Genomic DNA, 20,914 nt, shown 5'->3' with positions numbered 1-20,914 from the left:
AGCACACCCTCCTTGGTCCGGACCAGGCTGGAGTCACGCCAGCGCCGGTCGGAAACGCGTTTAGCCTACCCCATCGCCGGGCGTCGTCGCGCCGGGTTCGACATAGGGGATCCGCCCTCTCGCGAACACGACGACGTCGACCACGACGGCGGACACGGCGCCCAGCACAAGCACCGCGCCGAACGCGGGCTTCACGAGAGAATCGATGCCTTGCGCGAGCGCGGCGGCGACCATCACGAGGATGATCTTGATCATCGTGGAGAACCCCACGGCGGCGACCCACACCACGGGCTGGCGGCGCACGGTGAGGTACGCGACGGCCTGGGTGCCGAGGCCGAAGACGGCTGCGGCGGCGAATCCGCCGATCGCGGACCACATGCCCGCCGCCCCCGCGGTGAACCAGCCCACCACGGCGCCGATGACGCCGATCAGGATGATCGCGGCCGCCGACCACCTCAGTCCGTTGAGGAATACGCGTTCATGGGCTCTCATCGGTCGTCCTCCTTCGTCGGGCCCGCCACGGGGGCCTCGGCGTACTCATGCGGCTCCTGGTCGTCTCCGGAGCGGTCGTCGTCGTCGTACTGCTCGTCGCCGGGGCGCTGTCCTCGCGGGATCACCTCGACCTTGCCCTCGGGCGTCGCGCGATGCCTGATCGGCGCCACTCCTGCGCCCGCCGATCGCCAGGCACGGGAGCTGGCGATCCTCAGCCCTGGCGAGAACGTGATGAGGCCGGCGAGCATGATCCCGGACAGCACGACGGCGATCGCCTTGGGCGTCGGGAGGAACACCGTGGACACCGTGCCGAAAGACAGCACGGCCGTCCACAGGTACAGCACCGCGACCGCCCAGCGATGGCTGTGACCCGCGCGAAGCAGCAGGTGATGCAGGTGGTGCGCGTCGGGGGTGAACGGCGACTGCCCTCGCAGGGTGCGCCGGATGACGGCCGCGCCCATGTCGATCAGCGGCACGGCGACCACCATGAGCGGCAGCAGGATCGGGATGAAGGCGGGGATGCTCTCGCGGTCGGACACGACGGTCGGGTCGATCTGCCCCGTGACCACGATCGCGGCGGCGGCGATCGTGAGGCCGAGCACCATCGAGCCCGAGTCCCCCATGAAGATGCGCGCGGGGTTCATGTTGTGCGGCAGGAAGCCCAGGCTCGCGCCGACGAGCACGGCGAGGATGAGGCTCGCGATCGAGGAGTAGTCCCCGGGCGTCGCCGACCGCGCGAGCAGGTAGGTGTAGGTGAAGAAGGCGAGCCCGCCGATCGCGATCATGCCCGCGGCGAGACCGTCGAGGCCGTCGACGAAGTTCACCGCGTTGATCGCGACGACGACGACCAGCACGGTCGCCGACAGCGAGAGATACGAGCTGCCGATCGTGAGGCCGCCGATCGGCACCGTCACGAGCTGCACGCCGCCCCATGCCATGAGCAGCGCCGCGAGGATCTGTCCCGCGAGCTTGGCCATCCAGTCGAGGTCCCACACGTCGTCCGCGAAGCCGAGCGCGCACACGAGCGCGGCGCCTGCGAGCACTCCCCAGGGCGCGTGGCTCGCCTCGAACACGGGGTCCAGGAACGGGATGGTGCTGGACAGCACGATCCCGCCGGCGATCCCGAGGAAGATCGCGACTCCTCCGAGGCGTGCCGTCGGGGTCGAGTGGACGTCACGCTTGCGCACGGCCGTGACCGCGCCGACGCGAAGCGCGAGGTGGCGCATCGCGGGGGTGGCGGCGTACGCCACCAGCGCGGAGACGAGCAGCAGCGTGAGGTAGACCTTCACTCGGGGTCGGCCTCCGGTGACGGGTCGGCCGAGGGCTCCTGATCGGCCGCGGCGGGGTCGGCGCCCGGGGACCGCAGCAGCGCGTCCTCGCCGACGACGTCGATGATCGCCTCGCGGGTCACTCCCCCGGCCCGGACGATGCGCAGGCCGGCCGTGTTGGTCGCGTCGACGATCGTGGAGGCCTGGCCGAGCGGGCTGTCGCCCGCGTCGAGGTACACGGCGACGGACTCGCCGAGCTGGCGCTCGGCGTCCGCGACGGTGGTCGCCGCGGGTGATCCGGTGAGGTTGGCGCTGGTGACGGCCAGCGGGCCGGTGCGACGCAGCAGCGCGAGGGCGGCGTCGTGATCGGGCATGCGCAGCGCGACGGTGCCGTGAGTGTCCCCCAGGTCCCACGCGAGCGACGGCTGCGCCATCACGATGACGGTCAGCGCGCCCGGCCAGAACGCGTCCATGAGGGCGCGCGCGGGCTCGGGCACGTCGATCGCGAGCCCGTCGACCGTGCGGACGTCGGGGATCAGCACGGGAGGCGGCATCTGGCGTCCGCGGCCCTTGGCCGCGAGGACCGCGGCGACTGCATCGGGCTGGAAGGCGTCGGCGCCGACGCCGTAGACGGTGTCGGTCGGGAGCACGACCACCTGGCCGCGTTCGACGGCGTGGACGGCGGCGTCCAGCGACGGCCCCCAGGTCTGAGGGTCGGAGCACGGGTAGATCATGAGCCCAAGTGTCTCAGACCTGCGAGGAGTCAGACGTCGACGCGGCGGGCGACGAGCATGCGGTCGCGCCCCGTGAGGTCCTGGCGCGTGTGGACGTCGCCCCAGAACTGCGAGCTGGCGGCGTACTCGCGCAGCGCCTCGCCCTGGAGCTCGCCGTGCTCCATCACGAGCCAGCCGCCCAGGTCGAGCAGGCGAGCAGCCTCGTCGATGATCGCGCGCGGCACCTCGAGCCCATCCTCGCCGAGCCCGTAGAGGGCCCGCGGCGGGTCGTAGTCACGCACCTCCTGGTCGCGCGGCACCGCGCCCGGCGGGATGTACGGAGGGTTGCTGACGACCACCTGGGCGCAGCGGTCGAAGTGGTGCATGCACGCGCGCGCGTCGCCGAGGATCGGACGGACCCTCCGTCGCACGTCCGGCGGCAGCATCTGCGTGTTGAGACGCAGGTAGACGTTCGCCTCGTCGCTCGCCTCGACCAAGGCGACCTGCGCATCGTCCATCTCGGACGCGATCGACAGGCCGATGGCGCCCGACCCGGCGCACAGGTCGATCACGCGGACGATGCCGTCGCGGCCGGGCTTCGCCTCGCGGGCCAGGTCCAGGGCGGCCTGGACGACGACCTCGGTCTCGGGGCGCGGGACGAAGACGCCCTGCCCCACCTGGAGCTCGAGGTTCCTGAACGGCGCCTTGCCGGTGATGTGCTGGAGCGGTTCGCGCTGCTCGCGGCGCGTGACCCGCGCCTCGAGCGTGTCGTGGTCGAGCGGATCCTCGGTCCATTCGTCGTCACGCGCGGCGGCCGTGCGCACCTCGGCCATCGTCCAGCCGAAGGTGTGCGCCATGAGGACGACCGCATCGTGCTGGGGCGACGGGACGCCGGCGTCGGCGAGGCGGCGCGAGATCTCGCGCAGGCGCGCGCCCACGGTGGGCATGATCAGTCCTCGTGCGCGGCGAGGCGGGCGGCCTCATCGGCGTCGATCGCGGACTGGATGACCGGGCCGAGATCGCCGCCGAGGACGTGGTCGAGGTTGTACGCCTTGTAACCGGTGCGGTGGTCCGCGATCCGGTTCTCGGGGAAGTTGTAGGTGCGGATGCGCTCCGAGCGGTCCACGGTGCGCACCTGCGACTTGCGCATGTCCTGGGCCTCGGCCTCGGCCGCCTCCTTCTGGGCGGCGAGCAGGCGGGCGCGCAGGATGCGCATCGCCGACTCCTTGTTCTGGAGCTGGCTCTTCTCGTTCTGGCAGCTCACGACGATGCCGGTGGGCAGGTGCGTGAGGCGGACGGCGGAGTCGGTCGTGTTGACGGACTGGCCGCCGGGGCCGGACGAGCGGTAGACGTCGACGCGGACCTCGTTCATGTCGAGCTCGAGGTCCTCGACCTCCTCGGCCTCGGGGTACACGAGCACGCCGGCGGCGGAGGTGTGGATGCGGCCCTGCGACTCGGTCGCGGGCACGCGCTGGACGCGGTGGACGCCGCCCTCGTACTTGAGGTGCGCCCACACGCCGTTCTCGGGGTCGACGCTGCCGGGGGCCTTGATCGCGACCGACAGGTCCTTGTAGCCGCCCATGTCCGTCTCGTTGGCCTCGAGGATCTGCGTCTTCCAGCCCTGGTGCTCGGCGAACTTGAGGTACATCTTCAGCAGGTCGCCGGCGAACAGCGCGGACTCCTCGCCGCCCTCGCCGGACTTGATCTCCATGATCACGTCGCGCGCGTCGTCGGGGTCGCGCGGGATCAGGATGCGGCGGAGCGTCTCGGTCGCGTCCTCGACCGCCTGCTCCATCGCGGGGACCTCTGCGGCGAGCTCGGGGTCGAGCTCAGCCATCTCCTGGGCGGCCTCGAGGTCGTCGGTGGCCGCCTTCCAGATGCGATGCGCCGCGACGACGCGGCCGAGCTCCGCGAACCGACGCCCGAGCGTGCGCGCGCGTCCCGCGTCCGCATGAACGGAGGGGTCGGCGAGCTGATTCTCGATGTCGGTGTACTCGTCCAGCAGGGGCTGGACTGCTGCGAAGGCTTCGGCCACGTCGTCGCGGGCTTCCGGCTTACTTCTTGCCGTAACGCTTCTCGAAGCGGGCCACACGGCCACCGGTGTCCATGATCTTCTGCTTGCCCGTGTAGAACGGGTGGCAGGCGGAGCAGACCTCGACACTGATGGTGCCGGCCTTCTCGGTGGACTTGGTCTCGAACGTGTTACCGCAGGTGCACGTGACAGTGGTGGCCACGTACTCGGGGTGGATGTCCTTCTTCATGATCTCCCTTAGATGTGCTCCCGGGTCCTTGCGTATCTCGCTTCGGTGAACCGGAGGCCATGGACCCGGTTCATGGACCGAGCCAACGGACTATTCTGCCATGCCTGTCAAGGGGCGGCGAATCCGCGCGCCCTACCCCTGCATCGTCCGTGTCCCCGCTCCCGCCCCGCTCGCTGGTGGGAACTGAGTGCAGGATCTGTCGCGTTTTCGGCAGCCAGTTCCCACTAGGACACCCATCGTCCTCTCCCCACCCCAAGGCCCATCCCCCTGCATCCACAGAATCTCCCGCAATGAGTGCCGCGGCAGCCCTCAGGGGCTGAGGTGGGGACCATGAGAGCGATTCCAGGACTCGTCCGTCTCAGCGCTTCCCTGCCGGACTTCCTGGCGGCGAATGCGCATGCGTTCAGCCGCGCGGATCTCCTGACCCTCGGAACGAGGACCGCACTGGAGAACGCAGTCAGTTCCGGCGCCGCCATCAGGATCCTGCCAGGGGTCTACTGCGGCCGGGACAACTGGGCCGTGGCGCGGGTGAGAGGCGAGGCGGTGAACTTGTGGCACCCGGCTGGTCTCGTGACGGGCCCGCTTGCGCTCCACCTCTACCAGCACTCCCTCCCAGCACCCGCGCAATGCCATCTTCGCGTGGCCAAGGGATACCGACCCCAGGTCCCCGAGTGGGTGACGTGCGTTCAAGGCGCACCCGTGACAGCCTCCGGCGGACCGGACGGAGTGAACTGCGTCGTACCGGAGCTCGCCCTGCTCGACGCGTGGAGATGCACCGCGCCTGCCGAGCGGCGCGCGGTGCTGTGGGAGGCGCTCTGGGCCCGCGCCTGCACCTGGCGACAGCTGAAGCGAGAGCTCGACCGCGCGCCGCGGGTCTCCGGTCGGCGGGACCTGGAACGCGTGCTCGGGTGGTTCGCCGAGGGCGCGACCTCGCCGCTCGAGGTGCGCGCGAAGCATGAGGTCTTCACCGGCGCGAGGTTCTCCGAGTTCGAGTGGCAGACGGAGGTCGTGCTCCCCACCCGGAGGCCCACTGTCGACATGCTGCATCGGCGCGCGATGGTGATCGTCGAACTGGACGGCGACATCTACCACTCCACCCGCACGGCCCGCGATGCGGATCGCAACCGCCAGACGGACCTCGCCGCGGCGGGCTTCGTGGTCGTGCGATTCGGCTGGTGGGACATCGTCGACCGGCCCGAGTGGTGCCGAGAGAGGCTCTTGACCGTGGTCGCGGGTAGGCTCACGCGCCCCGGTGGGAAGTGAGCGCAGGATCTGCGCGACTTCCAGCACTCAGTTCCCACCACGGCGCTGAGGAAGGCGCGGACAGGGACGATGCGGGGGCCGGGCGAGGAGCCGAGGCCGGGAAAGCAGACGGGCCCCGGGAGCTTCGCTCCCGGGGCCCGTCTCGCGCCACGCGCTACTTCTCGTGGTCCTCCGCCCCCGGCGTGGTCTTCGCGACCTGCATGAGGAACTCGGTGTTGGTCTTGTTCTCCTTGAGCTTGCCCAGGAGGAGCTCGATGGCCTGCTGCTGCTCGAGCGCGGTGAGCACGCGACGCAGCTTCCACATGATCTTCAGCTCCTCGGCGCTCATGAGGATCTCCTCGCGGCGCGTGCCCGACGCGTTGACGTCGACGGCCGGGAAGATGCGGCGGTCGGCGAGCGTGCGGGAGAGCTTGAGCTCCATGTTTCCGGTGCCCTTGAACTCCTCGAAGATGACCTCGTCGGCCTTCGAGCCGGTCTCGACCAGCGCGGTCGCCAGGATGGTCAGGGAGCCGCCGTGCTCGATGTTGCGCGCGGCGCCGAAGAAGCGCTTCGGGGGGTAGAGCGCCGACGAGTCGACACCACCGGAGAGGATGCGGCCCGACGCGGGGGCGGCGATGTTGTACGCGCGGCCCAGGCGGGTGATCGAGTCGAGCAGCACGACGACGTCCTGGCCCATCTCGGTCAGGCGCTTGGCGCGCTCGATCGCGAGCTCGGCGACGGCCGTGTGGTCGGACGCGGGACGGTCGAACGTCGAGGCGATGACCTCGCCGCGCACCGTGCGCTGCATGTCCGTGACCTCCTCGGGGCGCTCGTCGACGAGCACGACCATGAGGTGGACCTCGGGGTTGTTCGTGGAGATCGCATTGGCGATCGACTGCAGCACGAGGGTCTTACCGGCCTTGGGCGGCGAGACGATGAGGCCTCGCTGGCCCTTGCCGATCGGCGCGACGAGGTCGATCACGCGGTTCGTCATGTTCCGCGGCTCGGTCTCGAGGTGCAGGCGCTGCTGCGGGTACAGCGGCGTGAGGTCGCCGAACACGGGACGGCCCTTCGCCTCCTCGGGCGTCTGGCCGTTCACCTGGGTGATCGACGCGAGCGCCGAGAACTTCTGGCGCTGGCCGCGCTCGCCCGGGCGGGGCGGACGCGCGGTTCCGGCGACGGCGTCACCGCGGCGCAGGCCGTACTTGCGGACCTGGTTCTGCGAGACGTAGACGTCGGCCTTGCCGGGAAGGTAGCCGGTGGTGCGGATGAACGCGTAGCTGTCGAGGACGTCGACGATGCCGCCGACCGGGGTGATCTCCTCACCCTCGCGCGGGGCGTCCTCGTCCTGCTGCTGACGCGGGGCGTTGCCTCCGCCCTCGTTGACCTCGCCGCCCTCGCGGTCGCGACCACGGCCACGTCCACGTCCACGGCCGCGGCGCCTGCGGTTGCCGCGCTCGCCGTCGTCGTCCTGGTTGTTCTGCTGGTTGCGGTTGCCGCCGCCGTTGCCGCCCTGCTGGCGGCGCTCGCCGCCCTCGGCCTCGCTGCCGGCCGCGAGCGAGACGGCCTCCTTGGCGCGGCGGGCGCGCTCGTCGGCGCTCTCCGAGCCGGCGTCGCCGGACGATGCGGGGGCCGCGTCGCGGGTCGGCAGGTCGAGCTTGAGCTCGGCGATCGCCTGCTCCTTGGACGGCGACTCGCCCTTCGGCTGCGCGCTGTCCTTCGCGGGGGCGTCACCCTCGGCCTTGGGCGAGCCCGCCTTCGCGGTCGCGCGGCGCGAGGAGGTCTTCTTAGGCGCGTCGTCCTTGGCCTCGGAGGTCGGGGCGTCCGAGCTCTTGGCCGGGGCCTTCTTCTCGGCCTTGGCAGGCACCACGCCGCCGTTGCGGATGGCCTCGACGAGGTCCGACTTGCGCATGCGCGCGGTACCGGAGACCCCGAGCTCGGCTGCGAGCGCCTGAAGCTGGGGAAGCTTCATCGCAGAGAGGGCCGCGGTGTTGTCGCTGGCCGTCGTCGTGTCGGTCACAAACTTTCCTTCCCTCGCACGAGCACGCTTGGCTCAGGGAGTGCGAGACGATCCACGCGGGTACGTACACGGATGCGTCAACGAAGGACGGACGCCTCACACGTGGATTGCTGTCCGCCGGGGCGATACGCGCCGATCCGGGGGAAGCACGCTCAGGTTAGCACCCACTTCGGGCCCACACAATCACTCTGTCCCCTGCGTGTCCGACATCTGTTGCTGGCGCGCTCCGCGCGTCCTAGCCTCGCAGACAGGGGGATGCCGCGAAGAGCGTCCCGGATAGGGGAACGTCATGGGACTCGGACCCATCGAGATCGTCGTCATCGGCTTCGAGCACGGGACGTTCGACGGCTCGATCCTCCCGGAGCTCGAGCGGCTCGTCGGCACCGGCACCATCCGCATCGTCGACGTGGTGCTGGCCCGCAAGGACGACGAAGGCGTCGCGACCATCGTCGAGCTCGAGGAGGCCCCCGACGAGGCGCTCGCCGACCTGCACCGCATCGTCTCCGAGATCGACGGCCTGATCTCCGACGAGGACGTGGACGAGCTCGTCGATGAGCTGCCGCCCGGAGCGGCCGCCGCGATCCTGTGCTTCGAGCACACGTGGGTCGTGCCGCTGCGCGACGCCATCACCGGCGCCGGCGGCGTGCTGCTCGACACGATGCGCATCCCGGGCGTCGTGGCTGACGAGGTGCTCGCGGCGGTCGCCGCGGCGGAAGGTGAGGAGTAGGACATGCCGATGCGTGGAGGACGTCCCGGACTGATCGGGACCATGGCACGGACCGCCGTCATCTCGGGCACCGCGACAGCGGTGTCCGGCAACGTGGCGCGCCGGCAGGCGAACCGTGCGCGCCAGAGCGCCGCACCGGTCTACGCGCAGCCCGTGCAGGCCCAGCCCGTGCAGGCGGCCGCGCCTGCACCCCAGGTGACCGCGGCATCGTCCGGCGGCGACGACATGATGACCCAGCTGGCCAAGCTCGGGGAGATGAGGTCGGCAGGGCTGCTCGACGATGCGGAGTTCGCTGCGGCGAAGGCCAAGCTGCTCGGCTGACCCGCCCGCGCGGCGGCAGTGGCAGTACGCTGATTCTCGCGCGTGAGAGGGACGCCACGAAGGCGTCCCGGCGCGGAGGGGCGCGATGACCGCGTGGGCCGAGCAGGTGCGTGAGACGAAGTGGTCGGGGCGGCTCAACACCGTCCATTACATGCGGGACGCCGTGTTCTTCGACGGCGAGACGGCCAAGGTGCGCGCGATGCATACGCGCTTCTGGCTTCTCCTGCTGCTCGCGAGCGCGATCGCCACGGCGGGCATCGCCGCGGACTCGACGGCGACCGTCATCGGCGCGATGATCGTGGCCCCGTTGATGCGCCCCATCCAGGGGACGATGCTGGCCACGGTCCTCGGCGACCATCGCAACCTGGTCCGATCAGTCGTCATCATGATCGCCGGCGCGACCGCGGCGTTCGGCGTCGGCTTCGTGCTCGGGCTCCTCGTGCAGTCCCCGATGACCGCGGAGACCAACGCGCAGATCGCGGGACGCGTCTCCCCGGGGCTCATCGATCTGTTCGCGGCGCTCGCCGTCGGCGTCGTCGGCTCGATCGCGCTGATCCGCTCCGACATCTCCGACACCCTGCCCGGCGTGGCGATCGCCATCTCCCTGGTCCCGCCGCTGTGCGCGGCGGGGCTCGCGCTCGAGTCAGGCGAGCCCGCCCAGGCCTTCGGCGCGGTGCTGCTGTTCAGCACGAACGTCGCCGCGATCCTCGCGACAGGGGCGCTCATCATGGGCGTCTTCGGGTACTCGCGGCTCAGGCTCGAGGCGTCCGAGGACAAGGAGGCGGAGCGCCGCCGCCGCGCGCGCACCTACCTGACGATGGCCGCGCTCGTGCTCGTCGTGAGCGGTCCCCTCACGTGGTCCACGGCGCACGCGATCCAGAACAACTCGCGGATCACGCAGATCCGCCAGTACGTGGAGGCCGTCGCGGCCGACTCCAAGTGGACGATCGTCTCCGTCACCGCCCGGGAGAACAGCATGGTGCACGTGCTGGTCAAGGGCACTCCCCCGCTGCCGGACGTGGACGCGGTCTACGCGGCCATGGCCGACGCGGGGCTCGACGTCGACACGATCATCCTCGAGTTCGTGCCGTCCTACACGTTCGACTCGGACGGCGCGCGCGACTCGTTCTAGCGGTGCGCCCCGGCACCCGGACGATGCGGGGGCCGGGAACGCGTGAGGCCCCGCCTCGACCTTGCGATCGGGGCGGGGCCTCACGCGTCGTCGGCGTCCCTGGTCACCGGCTCAGCGGTCGACGTCGGGATCGTCCAGGTCCTCGCCCGCGTGCTGCGGCGCTTCCGGGTGCGGCACCGACGCGTCGTCGAACACGGTCGCGAGCTCGCCGGTCTCGGGGTTGATCGGGTCGATCGGGGGCTCGACATCCTCGATCGGCGCGGAGAACTGCGCCTCGTACAGGCGTGCGTAGGCTCCCTTGAGCGTGAGCAGCTCGTCGTGGCTGCCCTTCTCGACGATCGAGCCGTTCTCCATCACCAGGATGAGGTCGGCGTCGCGGATGGTGGACAGGCGGTGCGCGATGACGAAGGCCGTGCGGTCGCGGCGCAGCTTCTCCATCGCGTGCTGCACGAGCAGCTCGGTGCGGGTGTCGACGGAGCTCGTGGCCTCGTCGAGGATCAGCACCTGCGGCTGCGACACGAACGCGCGGGCGATCGTGATGAGCTGCCGCTCGCCGACCGACACGTTGGTCGCGTCGTCGTCGAGCACCGTGTCATAGCCGTCGGGCAGCGAGTGCACGAATCGGTCCACGTAGGCGGCCTTGGCGGCGTCGAGGATCTCCTCCTCGGTCGCTCCCTCGCGCCCGTACGCGATGTTGTCGCGGATCGTGCCGCCGAACAGCCATGCGTCCTGGAGCACCATGCCGGTGCGCGAGCGCAGGTCGTCGCGGGTCATCTTCGCGATGTCCACGCCGTCGAGCGTGATGCGGCCGCCGTTCAGCTCGTAGAACCGCATGATGAGGTTCACGAGCGTCGTCTTGCCGGCACCCGTGGGCCCGACGATCGCGACCGTGCGTCCCGGCTCGACCGTGAGGTCCAGGTTGTCGATCAGCGGCTTGTCCTCGACGTAGCGGAACGTGACGTCCTCGAACACGAGGCGCCCGTGGTTGTCGTCGGGCGACAGCGCGGGGTCCTCGTCGGGGCTCTGCTCGTCCGCGTCGAGCAGCTCGAACACGCGCTCGGCGCTCGCCACGCCCGACTGGAGCAGGTTGGCCATCGACCCGAGCTGCGTGAGCGGCTGCTGGAACTGTCGCGAGTACTGGATGAAGGCCTGGACATCGCCCAGCGGCAGCGAGCCGTTCGTGACCATGACGCCACCGACGACGGCGACGGCCACGTACACCAGGTTCCCGACGAACATCGTCGACGGCATGATGATGCCGGAGATGAACTGCGCGCCGAAGCTCGCCTCGTACAGCTCCTCGTTCTTGCGCGCGAACTCCTCCTGCGTCTCCTTCTGGCGGCCGAAGACCTTGACGAGCGCGTGGCCCGTGTAGCCCTCCTCGATCTGACCGTTGAGCTCGCCCGTGTACTTCCACTGCTCGACGAACTTCGGCTGCGAGCGCTTCGCGACCTGCATGACGATGCCGAGCGTGAGCGGGATCGAGACGATCGCGACGAGCGCGAGCCACGGCGAGATGTAGATCATCATCGCGAGCACGCCGACCACGGTGAGCAGCGACGTGAACAGCTGGCTGAGCGTCTGCTGGAGCGTCTGCGACACGTTGTCGATGTCGTTGGTCACGCGCGACAGCAGCTCGCCGCGCTGGTGGCGGTCAACGTAGCTGAGCGGCAGGCGGTGGATCTTGGCCTCGACCTGCTCGCGCAGGCGGTACACGGTGCGCTGCGTGATGCCGTTGAGGATGTAGCCCTGGATGAACTGGAGCGCCGCCGCGCACAGGTAGATGACGATCAGCCAGGTCAGGATCGTGTGGATGCGGTCGAAGTCGACGCCAGTGCCGCCCATGAGCCCCTCGAAGACGAGGGTCGTCGCGTTGCCCAGGATCTTGGGCCCCATGACGTTGAGCGCGACGGAGGCCGCGCCGAGGAAGATCACGAAGTAGACGAGGCCCTTCTCGGGGCTGAGCATCCCGGCGACGCGCCGCAGGGATCCCTTGAAGTCGTTCGCCTTCTCGGCGGGAGCGCCGCCGCCCATGTGGCCCATCGGGCCGGGGCCGCCCCGGCGCTGCGGGGGACGGTTCCTGGTCTCGGTGCTCATGCCGCCTCCACTCGCAGCTGCGTGCTGACGATCTCCTGGTAGGTCTCCGAGCTCTCGAGGAGCTCGGAGTGCGTGCCGCGGTCGATGATCCGCCCGTCCTCGAGGACGAGGATCTGGTCGGCGTCGACGATCGACGACACGCGCTGCGCGACGACGAGCACCGTGGTGTCGGCGAACTCCTTCGCGAGCGCCGCCCTGAGCTTGGCGTCCGTCGCGGTGTCGAGCGCCGAGAACGAGTCGTCGAAGACGAGGATGTCGGGCTTCCTCACCAGGGCTCTCGCGATCGCGAGGCGCTGTCGCTGACCTCCGGACACGGACGTGCCGCCCTGCGCGACCTCGGTGTCGAGCCCGTCGGGCATCGCGCGCACGAAGTCGGCGCCCTGCGCCACCTCGAGCGCGTGCCACAGCTCCTCGTCAGTCGCGTCGGGCGCGCCGTAGCGGAGGTTCGAGGCGACCGTCCCGGAGAACAGGTAGGGCCGCTGCGGGACGATGCCGAGCCTGGACCACAGTGCCTCGAGCCCGGCCTCGCGCACGTCGACGCCGGACACGCGCACCGTGCCGACCGTCGCGTCGTAGAGGCGCGGGACGAGCCCGACGAGCGTCGACTTGCCCGCGCCCGTCGAGCCGATGACCGCGGTCGTCGTGCCGGGCTCGGCGACGAAGGTGATGCCGCCGAGGACCGGCTGCTCCGCGCCCGGGTACTTGAAGTCGACGCCGTCGAAGACGAGCTCGCCCGGGGTCGGGAAGTCCGACACCGCATCGTCCCGCTCCACGACTGTCGACTCCGTCTCGAGCACCTCGCCGATGCGGTCCGCGGACACGGTCGCGCGGGGCAGCATGACGAACAGGAAGGTCGCCATCATCACCGACATGAGGATCTGGATGAGGTAGGTGAGGAAGGCGGTGAGCGCGCCGACCTCCATCTGGCCGCTGTTCACGCGGTCCGCTCCGAACCAGATCACCGCGACCGAGCTGAGGTTCAGGACCACGAACACGAGCGGGAACATGCCCGCCATGAGGCGTCCGGCCTTGAGCGCGGACTCGGTGACATCGTCGTTGGCGCCGGCGAACCGCCTTGTCTCGACCGGCTCACGCACGAATGCGCGGACGACGCGGATGCCGGTGAGCTGCTCGCGCAGCACCTGGTTCACGCGGTCGATGCGCTTCTGCATGCGCTGGAAATGCGGCACCATGCGCGTCACGATCGCCATCACCGCGATCAGCAGCACGGGGATCGCGACCACCATGATCCAGGACAGGCCCGCGTCCTGGTGGACGGCCATGATGATGCCGCCGATCGCCATGAAGGGAGCGCTGACCAGCATGGTCGCGCCCATGACCACGAGCATCTGGACCTGCTGGACGTCGTTCGACGTGCGGGTGATGAGCGACGGCGCGCCGAATCGCTGGACCTCGGCCTCGGAGAACTCGCCGGCCCTCATGAAGATGCGGCGGCGCAGGTCGCGGCCCACGCGCATGGCGAGCTTCGCGCCGAAGTACGTCGCGCTGATCGCGCACGCCACCTGCACGAGCGTCAGCGCGAGCATGATCCCGCCGACGCTGTAGATGTGGTCGAGGTCCCCGACGGCCACGCCGTTGTCGATGATGTCGGCGTTGAGGCTCGGCAGGTACAGGTTGGCGATCGACTGGGCGAGCTGGAACAGGATCACTCCCGTCAGCAGGCCCAGGTACGGCCGTATCGACTGCTTCAGCAGCTTCCAGAGCATGTACTCATTCCCCTTCCCGGGAGATCCCACGGAGGATGAAGTCCGTGAGCTCGTCGGCCGAGATCTCTCGGGCCGAACGGATGAACGGCATCGAGGTCCCGAACACCAGGATGCGCAGATAGTCGACTGCTGTCGCGGGATCGACGCGAAGCTCGTCCGCGTGGGGCGCCAGGAGCGACTCGACGACGCCCGTGGCCTCCCCCAGCGGGCCTCGCCCCTCGTCCTTGCCGTGGTGACGCGCGTGGTCGCGCGGTCCGAGCGCGGTCATGAGGGACACGACGCGCTTCACGCGGTCGTGGAGGAGCGCCACGATCTGAGCGACCTTGTCCGCGAGCGCCGCCTCCGGATCGACGTGGTCGAGCGCCTCGAGCGTCACCGCCGGATCCATGACCCTGTCGACCATGGCGTCGATGAGAGCGTTCTTGTCGTCGAACACCCGGAAGATCGTGCCCTCGGCGATCCCGGCAGCGTCGGCGATCTCGCGCGTAGTCACCTCGCCGCCGCGCTCGAGGACGAGCGGGAGCGCCGCGTCGAGGATCTGGGCTCGGCGGGCCTCGGGCGACATGCGAGGGGCACGGCCCGACGTCGGGGTCCGGGCTGACGCGTCGTTCACACCGCTCACCTCGCCTTCCTGCCGGTCGGCGCGGCGCGGCGCCGCGTCGCCCCGTCGCAACACCCTCGGCCCTGAGGCCGTCTACCCGCTCACACTAAGTGAGTGAGCACTCACTTCGCAAATCGAAGGTCCGTCAGCCTGCGCCCCCAGGTGACCGTCGCATCGTCCCTGGCCACCGCGTCGAAGCCCACACGCGGGTAGAAGGCCTGAGCGTTCTCGTTCGCGGTCTCCGCCACGAGGTGCACCCCGGGCACGTCCCTCATCGTGAGCAGACCGCACGCGGCCTCGATGAGCGCGCGGCCTGCTCCCCTGCCCTGCTGGTCCGGGAGGAGGTCGATGTGCAGGTGCGCGGGGAACTCGCCGAGCCGCGGCACGAGCATCCGCTCGGGATCCGCCGCCGCGGACAGCAGCCAGGCGTCCGGAACGTGGCACGGCTGATGCAGCGGCGCCCGCTCGGGCCACCACTCCTCCACGAACCAACGCTGAAACGACTCGGTGTCCGAGGTGCCGAGCACGTAGCCGCGTGCCTCCGCCTCCCCTGCCGCACCGTCCGCCTCCCACACCAGGCAGAACCCACCTGGACCGTGAAGGTACGGCGTCGCGTAGACGTCCGACAGCACGGTGTCGTCGCAGAAGACGCCCGTCGCATCCTCCCCCTGCCGCCCGGTGAGCAGGCAGATGCGCGCGATCTGTGCGTGATCGCCGTCGGAGACCGGCCGGATGCCCACGAGGCAGACGCTACTCGCGAGCGAGCTCCTCGGCCTCCTCACGCCGGTCGAACCGCGCGAACGCGAGGCCCAGGACCGCCGCGAAGACGCCTCCCGCGAGCGTGAGCATCGCGCGCTCGCCGGCGACCTCCCACGCGGCCGCGGTCGCGCCCGCCGCCGAGAGCAGCACGATCGCGACGGCAGTCAACCCCGCACCCCGCGCCTGGTCCCCCATCACCGACCACGCGACGCCGACCAGCAGGCTCAGCGCGGCGACCACCGCCGCAGCCGGACCGGGAAGCACGAGAGCGAGCCCGGACGCGACGATCGCGCCGGCCACGGTGCCGACGATCCGCCCCCGCGCCTTCCGGGTGGTCTCACCCGCGACCGGCACCAGCACCGCCGTCAGAGCGATGACCACCCAGTAGCCGTGCGACACCCCCATCGCCGACACGATCCCCACGGCGAGACCCGAACCCACCGCGAGCACACCGACGTAGGCGAGCAGCACCGCGCGCTCGGGCGCGGGAGGCAACGGCATCGCAAGGCCGAGCAGCGCGACCGCGAGCACCATGAGGAGCGCTGCCGCGATGATGCCCGCCGCTGCTGCCACGGGGCCGATCGACGAGGCCTCCATGCCCGCGAGGGCCACGACCACCGGGGTGCTCGACACGATCGCGCCGTGTCGCAGCACGAGCGGTGTCGTCGCGAGCACCGTCGCGCCGACGACGAGGCCCAGCCCCCAGGCCGACCCGGCGACCACCGTCGCCGCCGATGCCCCCGCCGCCGTGACCGCGCCGAGCGCCGCGGTGTGCCACCACGGGGGCTGCTTGAGCGCGAGGATCAGAACCGAGACCGCCCCGAGCGCGGACGCGGTCGCCGCGTTGGCGCCTCCCCACCACAGGCCGATGAGCGCGATCGCCACCAGGACGCTCACGAGCACGACGACGAGGCGCATCACCTTCATCGGGGGAATCCAGGCAGCGACGCGGGACATGCTCCGACGCTAGCGCGAGGACAACCCGCGCCACCAGGGTTCATGCCCTCGCGCCAACCCGATCCGGCCGATCCTCCGCCCTGTGCCCGCACATTCCTCTCCGTGTCGTCGGAGGGCACTGTCTCGTCCACAGATTCCGCACCGTGTTCGTGAATCCACCAAAGGCGTCCCTGTCGCCCAGCGCAAGTGGGAGTTGCACGAGATTTCACCCATGGACACCGATGCAGACTGGCTCACCACGATGCCTCTTCGCTCGTTCGCACGGGCGGAGCTTGCGGCGATCACGAGTCCGGAGCGCGTCCGCGGCGCCATCGCCCGTCGCGAACTTGCCCGTCTCAGTCCCGGACGGTTCGCGGTCGCCGCGCACGCCGAGTCGTTCATCGTGCGGGCTCACGCCGCAGTTGCGGCTACCCACGGCGTGCTCACTGGCCCGGGGGCCCTGTTCGCGTGGGGTGTTCTCGACCGCCCGCCAATGAGACTGCGCGTCTCCGCACCCCCAGGAAGCCATGAACAGGTGCCCGCAGACACCGCCGTATTCCGCCCTGCCACCCGCACTCCGTCAGCGGAGTGGCACGGCATTGAGGTCGCGTTGCCGCCGTGGGCCGCGATCCACGCGTGGACCGACCCAGGCAACAAGTCTCCGGCGGGTGATGTGCTCGCGAGCCTGCAGCGACGTGCGACAACCGTCGATGAGATCGGCGCAGCCGCTCGTTCCATGCCACGAGTCCGTCACCGTGCTGGACTCGCAGACGTGCTCGCAGGGTTCACCGAGGGCGCCGACAGCTTCCTCGAGTACGAGGCGCTGAGGCGCACCTTCGCGGGCCCCGAGTTCACACGCTTCCTGCGCCGCCATCGCGTGGTCGCACGCGGGCGGCGACGGACCCTCGACATGTATGACCCTCGGACCAGGACAAATGTCGAGCTGGACGGCGGCAGATACCACCTTGCCGGCGAGCAGCGGGAATCAGATGACGAGAGAGACGCCGACCTGGCTACGCTCGCCATCCAGACGATCCGGCTCCCCTACAGCGCTGTGATGAACAGGCCGGAGTGGTGCAGGGCCACAGTTCGGGCCGTGCTCGCCGCGCGGTCTAGCCACCCAGGCAACACTGAGAGGAACCTGTGAACCTCAATGGCCCGCAGAACCACACTCAAAGGAATGTACGACGCGATTCCAGGGATTCCAGAGATTCCAGGACTAGAGGCACGGAGGCACCCCGGAGGTCAGACCCCGACGGGCTCGCCCGTGGCACCGGCCACGCGGCCGACCGTGTGGATGCAGCGCCACGCGGAGTCGCCGACGCCCTGGAGCTCCTCGGGCATCCCCGAGCCGAGTCCCGCCTCCTCGAGGCCCGAGCCGAGCACGAGCACCGACGGGCCGGCGCCCGAGATCACCGCGGCCAGGCCGCGCTCCCGCAGCGCCCGCAGCAGCGAGGTCGCGGGCCCGAGCACGTCGGCCCGGTAGCCCTGGTGGAGCTTGTCCTCCGTCGCGGGGAACAGCAGCTCGGGACGGCCGGCGAGCGCGTGCACGAGCAGCGCGGAGCGGCCCGCGTTGAACGCCGCGTGCGTGTGCGGGACCTGCGCGGGAAGCACCGCGCGGGCCTCCTTGGTGGGAAGCGTCGCCCCTGGGACGAGCACGGCCGTCTCGATCTGGTCGCCGACCTCGAGCGCGGCAGCGAGCGGACCATCGGATGAGGTCCACGCGACGGTCGCCCCGCCGTAGATCGCGGGCGCGGCATTGTCGGGGTGACCCTCGAACACGGTCGCGAGGCGCAGCGCCTCGGCACGGTCCAGCGCCTCCGGCTCGGCGATCATGGCGCGCGCCGCGGTGATGCCCGCGACGACGGCCGCGGCCGACGATCCCAGTCCTCGTCCGTGGGGGATCCGGTTCGTCGCGCGAATGGCCAGCCCGGTCTGCGACGCGCCGACGTGGTCGAGCGCCGCACGGATCGCCTGGACCACCAGGTGCGACTCGTCGCGAGGCAGGGTCGCCTCGCCCTCGCCGACGATCTCCATCTCGATCTCGCGCGACGCGATCGCGCGCACCTCGAGCTCGTCGCGGACGCCCAGCGCCATGCCGAGCGAGTCGAATCCGGGGCCGAGGTTCCCGGCGGTCGCGGGCGCGGAGACCCGCACGTGGTCGGCGGCGATACGCATGGCTACAGGCCGAGCACGCGCGCGGCGGCCTCGGTGTCGACGGGGATCACGGTGGGCTCGATCTCGCGGCCCGCGAGCGCGGTCGCGGTGTCCTTGAGGCCGTTGCCCGTGACGGTGCACGTGATCGTGGCCCCGGCAGGCACCTCGCCGAGCGCGGCGGCCGCGAGAAGCCCCGCGATCGGAGCGGCCGAGGCAGGCTCCACGAACACGCCGACGTCGGCCGCGAGGCGCGCCTGCGCGTTGAGGATCTGCTGGTCGGACACGGCGCGGATCCAGCCGCCGGACTCGTCGCGGGCAGCGACCGCGAGGTCCCAGGACGCGGGCTTGCCGATGCGGATCGCGGTGGCGACGGTCTCGGGGTCCTTGATCGGGTGGCCCGCGACGAACGGCGCCGCGCCGGCGGCCTGCACACCCCAGATCTTGGGCAGGCGGGTCGCGTCCCCAGAGGAGAGCGCCTCCTTGAACCCCATCCAGTAGGCGGAGATGTTGCCGGCGTTGCCGACGGGGAGCATGTGGATGTCGGGGGCGTCGCCGAGCTGGTCGACGATCTCGAACGCCGCGGTCTTCTGCCCCTGGAGGCGGTACGGGTTGACCGAGTTCACGAGCGCGATGGGGTAGTTGTCCGAGAGGTCGCGCACGATGTCGAGGCACTCGTCGAAGTTGCCGTCCACCTGCACGAGCTCGGCGCCGTGCACGATCGCCTGCGCCATCTTGCCCGCGGCGATCTTGCCCTGCGGGATCATCACGACGCAGCGCAGCCCTGCGTGCGCGGCGTAGGCCGCGGCCGAGGCGGACGTGTTGCCGGTCGACGCGCACACGACGGTGTGGTCGCCGTCCTTCACGACCTGCGTGATCGCGGAGGTCATGCCGCGGTCCTTGAAGGAGCCGGTGGGGTTCATCCCCTCGACCTTCACGAAGACGTTCGCGCCGACCTCGTCCGAGATGGACGGCGCGGGCACGAGCGGCGTGCCTCCCTCGCCGAGCGTGATGATCCGGTCGTCCTCGGAGAACGGAAGACGGTCCAGGTACTCGCGGATGATGCCGTTCCAGACGTGGGCCATCACTCCCCCTCGATTCGCAGCACGGAGCTGATGTCGAGCACGGCGTCGAGGGCGCGGAGGTCCTCGAGCACGCGTGCCATGTCGGATTCGGGCGCGCGGTGCGTCGCGATGACGAGCTCCGCGTGGGTCTCGTGCTGCGCGGGCTTCTGCCGCACGGTCTCGATCGAGACCCCGCGGTTGCCGAGCGTCGAGGCGATCGACGCGAGCATGCCGGGCCTGTCGACCACGTGCATGCGCAGCTGGAAGCGCGAGGAGACGGCGTCGATCGACAGCACGGGGTGGTCGGCGTAGTGCGACTCGAGAGGGCCGCGACCGCCCTGCGCGCGGTGGCGCGCGACCGAGACGATGTCGCCGAGCACAGCCGACGCGGTGGGCGCGCCGCCGGCTCCCTGGCCGTAGAACATGAGCTCGCCCGCGGCCTCGGCCTCGATGAAGACGGCGTTGAACGCGCCGTGGACCCCGGCGAGGGGATGCGCGAGCGGGACGAGCGCGGGGTGCACACGCACGGCCACACCGTCGGCGGCGCGCTCGGCGATCGCGAGCAGCTTGATGACGTGGCCGGACTCCGCGGCCGCGGCGACGTCGTCCTTGGTCACCTGGGAGATGCCCTCACGGAACACGTCGTCGAGCGAGACCCGCTGGTGGAACGCGAGCGAGGCGAGGATCGCGGCCTTGGCGGCGGCGTCGAAGCCCTCGACATCGGCGGTCGGATCGGCCTCGGCGTAGCCGAGACGCTGCGCCTCCGCGACGACGTCGCCGTACGCGAGGCCCTTGGTGGTCATCTCGTCGAGCACGTAGTTCGTGGTGCCGTTGACGATGCCAAGGATGCGGGTGATGTGGTCGCCCGCGAGCGACTCGCGCACGGGGCGAACGATCGGGATGGCTCCCGCGACCGCGGCCTCGTAGTACATGTCGACGCCCGCGGCGTCGGCGGCCTCGTACAGCTCGGGGCCGTGAGCGGCGAGCAGCGCCTTGTTCGCGGTCACGACGCCTGCGCCGGCCTCGATCGCCTTGAGGATCATCGTGCGGGCGGGCTCGAGGCCGCCCATCACCTCGACGACCACGTCGGCTGACGCGATGAGCGCGTCGGCGTCGGACGTCAGGGCGTCGACCGGGACGACGGCGTCGCGGGGCACCGAGGTGTCCCGCACGTACACGCCGGCGAGGGTCACGGGCGCGCCTACGCGCCACGCCAGGTCGTCGGCCTGCTCCGTGAGCAGCCTCACCACCTGGGTCCCGACCGTTCCGCACCCGAGTACGGCTACCTTGACAGGGTCTTTCAGCGCTCCAGACACGCCCCCCAGCCTAGCCGAGCGAGCACGGCCGCCGGGCCTCGCATCGTCCCGGCGAGGGGACGATGCGCACGGGGGCGGGCGGAC

At 70.6% G+C, this 20,914-nt stretch carries 20 protein-coding genes; 5 read left to right on the top strand and 15 right to left on the bottom strand.

Features of this window, described 5'->3' with window-relative positions; all coding sequences use genetic code 11:
- Positions 1 to 60 precede the first annotated feature (60 nt).
- From AOP78_RS02820 to rpmE, 6 genes are read right to left on the bottom strand one after another with little or no spacing between them, the layout of a single operon-like run.
- Positions 61 to 492 (bottom strand): Cg1360 family ATP-synthase-associated protein, encoded by a 432-nt coding sequence (locus AOP78_RS02820; protein WP_062201259.1) that lies wholly within the window; start codon positions 490 to 492, stop codon positions 61 to 63.
- Positions 489 to 1,781 carry an MraY family glycosyltransferase gene (locus AOP78_RS02815; protein WP_083979729.1) on the bottom strand — a complete coding sequence of 431 codons (1,293 nt, stop codon included), beginning with the start codon at positions 1,779 to 1,781 and terminating at the stop codon, positions 489 to 491. The genes AOP78_RS02820 and AOP78_RS02815 overlap by 4 nt, the downstream gene beginning before the upstream one ends.
- Positions 1,778 to 2,494, bottom strand: coding sequence for an L-threonylcarbamoyladenylate synthase (locus AOP78_RS02810; protein ID WP_062201256.1), 717 nt, complete (start codon positions 2,492 to 2,494; stop codon positions 1,778 to 1,780). Before AOP78_RS02810 ends, AOP78_RS02815 begins: the two co-directional genes overlap by 4 nt.
- A gap of 29 nt (positions 2,495 to 2,523) precedes the next feature.
- Positions 2,524 to 3,420, bottom strand: a complete 897-nt coding sequence (gene prmC / locus AOP78_RS02805; protein WP_062201253.1) for a peptide chain release factor N(5)-glutamine methyltransferase — start codon at positions 3,418 to 3,420, stop codon at positions 2,524 to 2,526.
- 2 nt (positions 3,421 to 3,422) lie between these two features.
- Entirely contained in the window at positions 3,423 to 4,508 is a 1,086-nt protein-coding gene (gene prfA, locus AOP78_RS02800) for a peptide chain release factor 1 (protein ID WP_062201248.1), read from the bottom strand.
- Positions 4,509 to 4,527: 19 nt separating this feature from the next.
- The gene (gene rpmE / locus AOP78_RS02795) at positions 4,528 to 4,734 is read right to left on the bottom strand and encodes a 50S ribosomal protein L31 (protein ID WP_062201244.1); all 207 of its coding nucleotides are present in this window, start codon (positions 4,732 to 4,734) and stop codon (positions 4,528 to 4,530) included.
- A 699-nt stretch (positions 4,735 to 5,433) separates the two neighbouring features.
- Here rpmE and AOP78_RS15165 point away from each other — a divergent pair.
- Positions 5,434 to 5,997, top strand: coding sequence for an endonuclease domain-containing protein (locus tag AOP78_RS15165; protein WP_160297584.1), 564 nt, complete (start codon positions 5,434 to 5,436; stop codon positions 5,995 to 5,997).
- 154 nt (positions 5,998 to 6,151) lie between these two features.
- Here the strand turns inward: AOP78_RS15165 and rho are convergent, their stop codons facing one another.
- Positions 6,152 to 7,996 carry a transcription termination factor Rho gene (gene rho / locus AOP78_RS02785; RefSeq protein ID WP_062201240.1) on the bottom strand — a complete coding sequence of 615 codons (1,845 nt, stop codon included), beginning with the start codon at positions 7,994 to 7,996 and terminating at the stop codon, positions 6,152 to 6,154.
- Positions 7,997 to 8,285: 289 nt separating this feature from the next.
- On the opposite strand from rho, the gene AOP78_RS02780 reads away from it, so the two are divergent.
- The 3 genes from AOP78_RS02780 to AOP78_RS02770 all read left to right on the top strand — a co-directional run bounded on the left by AOP78_RS02780 (position 8,286) and on the right by AOP78_RS02770 (position 10,176).
- Positions 8,286 to 8,723 (top strand): DUF6325 family protein, encoded by a 438-nt coding sequence (locus AOP78_RS02780; RefSeq protein WP_062201239.1) that lies wholly within the window; start codon positions 8,286 to 8,288, stop codon positions 8,721 to 8,723.
- A 3-nt stretch (positions 8,724 to 8,726) separates the two neighbouring features.
- Complete coding sequence (locus AOP78_RS02775; protein ID WP_062201238.1) at positions 8,727 to 9,044, top strand: SHOCT domain-containing protein; 318 nt, start codon at positions 8,727 to 8,729, stop codon at positions 9,042 to 9,044.
- A gap of 85 nt (positions 9,045 to 9,129) precedes the next feature.
- Positions 9,130 to 10,176 carry a DUF389 domain-containing protein gene (locus AOP78_RS02770; RefSeq protein ID WP_152659376.1) on the top strand — a complete coding sequence of 349 codons (1,047 nt, stop codon included), beginning with the start codon at positions 9,130 to 9,132 and terminating at the stop codon, positions 10,174 to 10,176.
- Positions 10,177 to 10,287: 111 nt separating this feature from the next.
- On the opposite strand, the gene AOP78_RS02765 is transcribed toward AOP78_RS02770, so the two are convergent.
- The 5 genes from AOP78_RS02765 to AOP78_RS02745 form a co-directional block, all read right to left on the bottom strand.
- Positions 10,288 to 12,273: an ABC transporter ATP-binding protein gene (locus AOP78_RS02765; protein ID WP_083979725.1), complete on the bottom strand. Its 1,986-nt coding sequence runs from the start codon at positions 12,271 to 12,273 to the stop codon at positions 10,288 to 10,290.
- A complete protein-coding gene (locus AOP78_RS02760) occupies positions 12,270 to 14,000 on the bottom strand; it encodes an ABC transporter ATP-binding protein (protein ID WP_062201237.1) in 1,731 nt (576 codons plus the stop codon). Before AOP78_RS02760 ends, AOP78_RS02765 begins: the two co-directional genes overlap by 4 nt.
- A gap of 4 nt (positions 14,001 to 14,004) precedes the next feature.
- On the bottom strand, positions 14,005 to 14,613 hold the full coding sequence (locus tag AOP78_RS02755; RefSeq protein WP_152659375.1) for a TetR/AcrR family transcriptional regulator: 609 nt from the start codon (positions 14,611 to 14,613) through the stop codon (positions 14,005 to 14,007).
- Between the two features lie 110 nt (positions 14,614 to 14,723).
- Complete coding sequence (locus AOP78_RS02750; RefSeq protein WP_062201230.1) at positions 14,724 to 15,341, bottom strand: GNAT family N-acetyltransferase; 618 nt, start codon at positions 15,339 to 15,341, stop codon at positions 14,724 to 14,726.
- Between the two features lie 10 nt (positions 15,342 to 15,351).
- Entirely contained in the window at positions 15,352 to 16,317 is a 966-nt protein-coding gene (locus AOP78_RS02745) for an FUSC family protein (protein ID WP_152659374.1), read from the bottom strand.
- Positions 16,318 to 16,528: 211 nt separating this feature from the next.
- Between AOP78_RS02745 and AOP78_RS14960 the strand changes: the two genes are divergently transcribed.
- Positions 16,529 to 17,443 (top strand): endonuclease domain-containing protein, encoded by a 915-nt coding sequence (locus tag AOP78_RS14960; protein WP_152659373.1) that lies wholly within the window; start codon positions 16,529 to 16,531, stop codon positions 17,441 to 17,443.
- Positions 17,444 to 17,541: 98 nt separating this feature from the next.
- Here AOP78_RS14960 and thrB read toward each other — a convergent pair whose 3' ends face one another.
- The 3 genes from thrB to AOP78_RS02725 are packed head-to-tail and all read right to left on the bottom strand — an operon-like array spanning position 17,542 to position 20,818.
- Positions 17,542 to 18,474 carry a homoserine kinase gene (thrB, locus tag AOP78_RS02735; protein WP_062201218.1) on the bottom strand — a complete coding sequence of 311 codons (933 nt, stop codon included), beginning with the start codon at positions 18,472 to 18,474 and terminating at the stop codon, positions 17,542 to 17,544.
- A gap of 2 nt (positions 18,475 to 18,476) precedes the next feature.
- Positions 18,477 to 19,535 carry a threonine synthase gene (thrC, locus tag AOP78_RS02730; protein ID WP_062201215.1) on the bottom strand — a complete coding sequence of 353 codons (1,059 nt, stop codon included), beginning with the start codon at positions 19,533 to 19,535 and terminating at the stop codon, positions 18,477 to 18,479.
- The gene (locus AOP78_RS02725) at positions 19,535 to 20,818 is read right to left on the bottom strand and encodes a homoserine dehydrogenase (protein WP_062201688.1); all 1,284 of its coding nucleotides are present in this window, start codon (positions 20,816 to 20,818) and stop codon (positions 19,535 to 19,537) included. Before AOP78_RS02725 ends, thrC begins: the two co-directional genes overlap by 1 nt.
- Positions 20,819 to 20,914 lie beyond the last annotated feature (96 nt).

The organism is Demequina salsinemoris, assembly GCF_000974805.1.
GTDB classification, from domain to species: domain Bacteria; phylum Actinomycetota; class Actinomycetes; order Actinomycetales; family Demequinaceae; genus Demequina; species Demequina salsinemoris.
Note: the sequence above shows the minus strand (reverse complement) of the source record. Positions and strands in the feature narration are given on the sequence as shown.

Coding starts and splice junctions, on each gene's coding strand:
- AOP78_RS02820 (WP_062201259.1), bottom strand. CDS start 492: ATGAGAGCCCATGAACGCGTATTCCTCAACGGACTGAGGTGGTCGGCG.
- AOP78_RS02810 (WP_062201256.1), bottom strand. CDS start 2,494: ATGATCTACCCGTGCTCCGACCCTCAGACCTGGGGGCCGTCGCTGGAC.
- prmC (WP_062201253.1), bottom strand. CDS start 3,420: ATGCCCACCGTGGGCGCGCGCCTGCGCGAGATCTCGCGCCGCCTCGCC.
- rpmE (WP_062201244.1), bottom strand. CDS start 4,734: ATGAAGAAGGACATCCACCCCGAGTACGTGGCCACCACTGTCACGTGC.
- AOP78_RS02780 (WP_062201239.1), top strand. CDS start 8,286: ATGGGACTCGGACCCATCGAGATCGTCGTCATCGGCTTCGAGCACGGG.
- AOP78_RS02775 (WP_062201238.1), top strand. CDS start 8,727: ATGCCGATGCGTGGAGGACGTCCCGGACTGATCGGGACCATGGCACGG.
- AOP78_RS02770 (WP_152659376.1), top strand. CDS start 9,130: ATGACCGCGTGGGCCGAGCAGGTGCGTGAGACGAAGTGGTCGGGGCGG.
- AOP78_RS02765 (WP_083979725.1), bottom strand. CDS start 12,273: ATGAGCACCGAGACCAGGAACCGTCCCCCGCAGCGCCGGGGCGGCCCC.
- AOP78_RS02760 (WP_062201237.1), bottom strand. CDS start 14,000: ATGCTCTGGAAGCTGCTGAAGCAGTCGATACGGCCGTACCTGGGCCTG.
- AOP78_RS02745 (WP_152659374.1), bottom strand. CDS start 16,317: ATGTCCCGCGTCGCTGCCTGGATTCCCCCGATGAAGGTGATGCGCCTC.
- AOP78_RS14960 (WP_152659373.1), top strand. CDS start 16,529: ATGGACACCGATGCAGACTGGCTCACCACGATGCCTCTTCGCTCGTTC.
- thrB (WP_062201218.1), bottom strand. CDS start 18,474: ATGCGTATCGCCGCCGACCACGTGCGGGTCTCCGCGCCCGCGACCGCC.
- thrC (WP_062201215.1), bottom strand. CDS start 19,535: ATGGCCCACGTCTGGAACGGCATCATCCGCGAGTACCTGGACCGTCTT.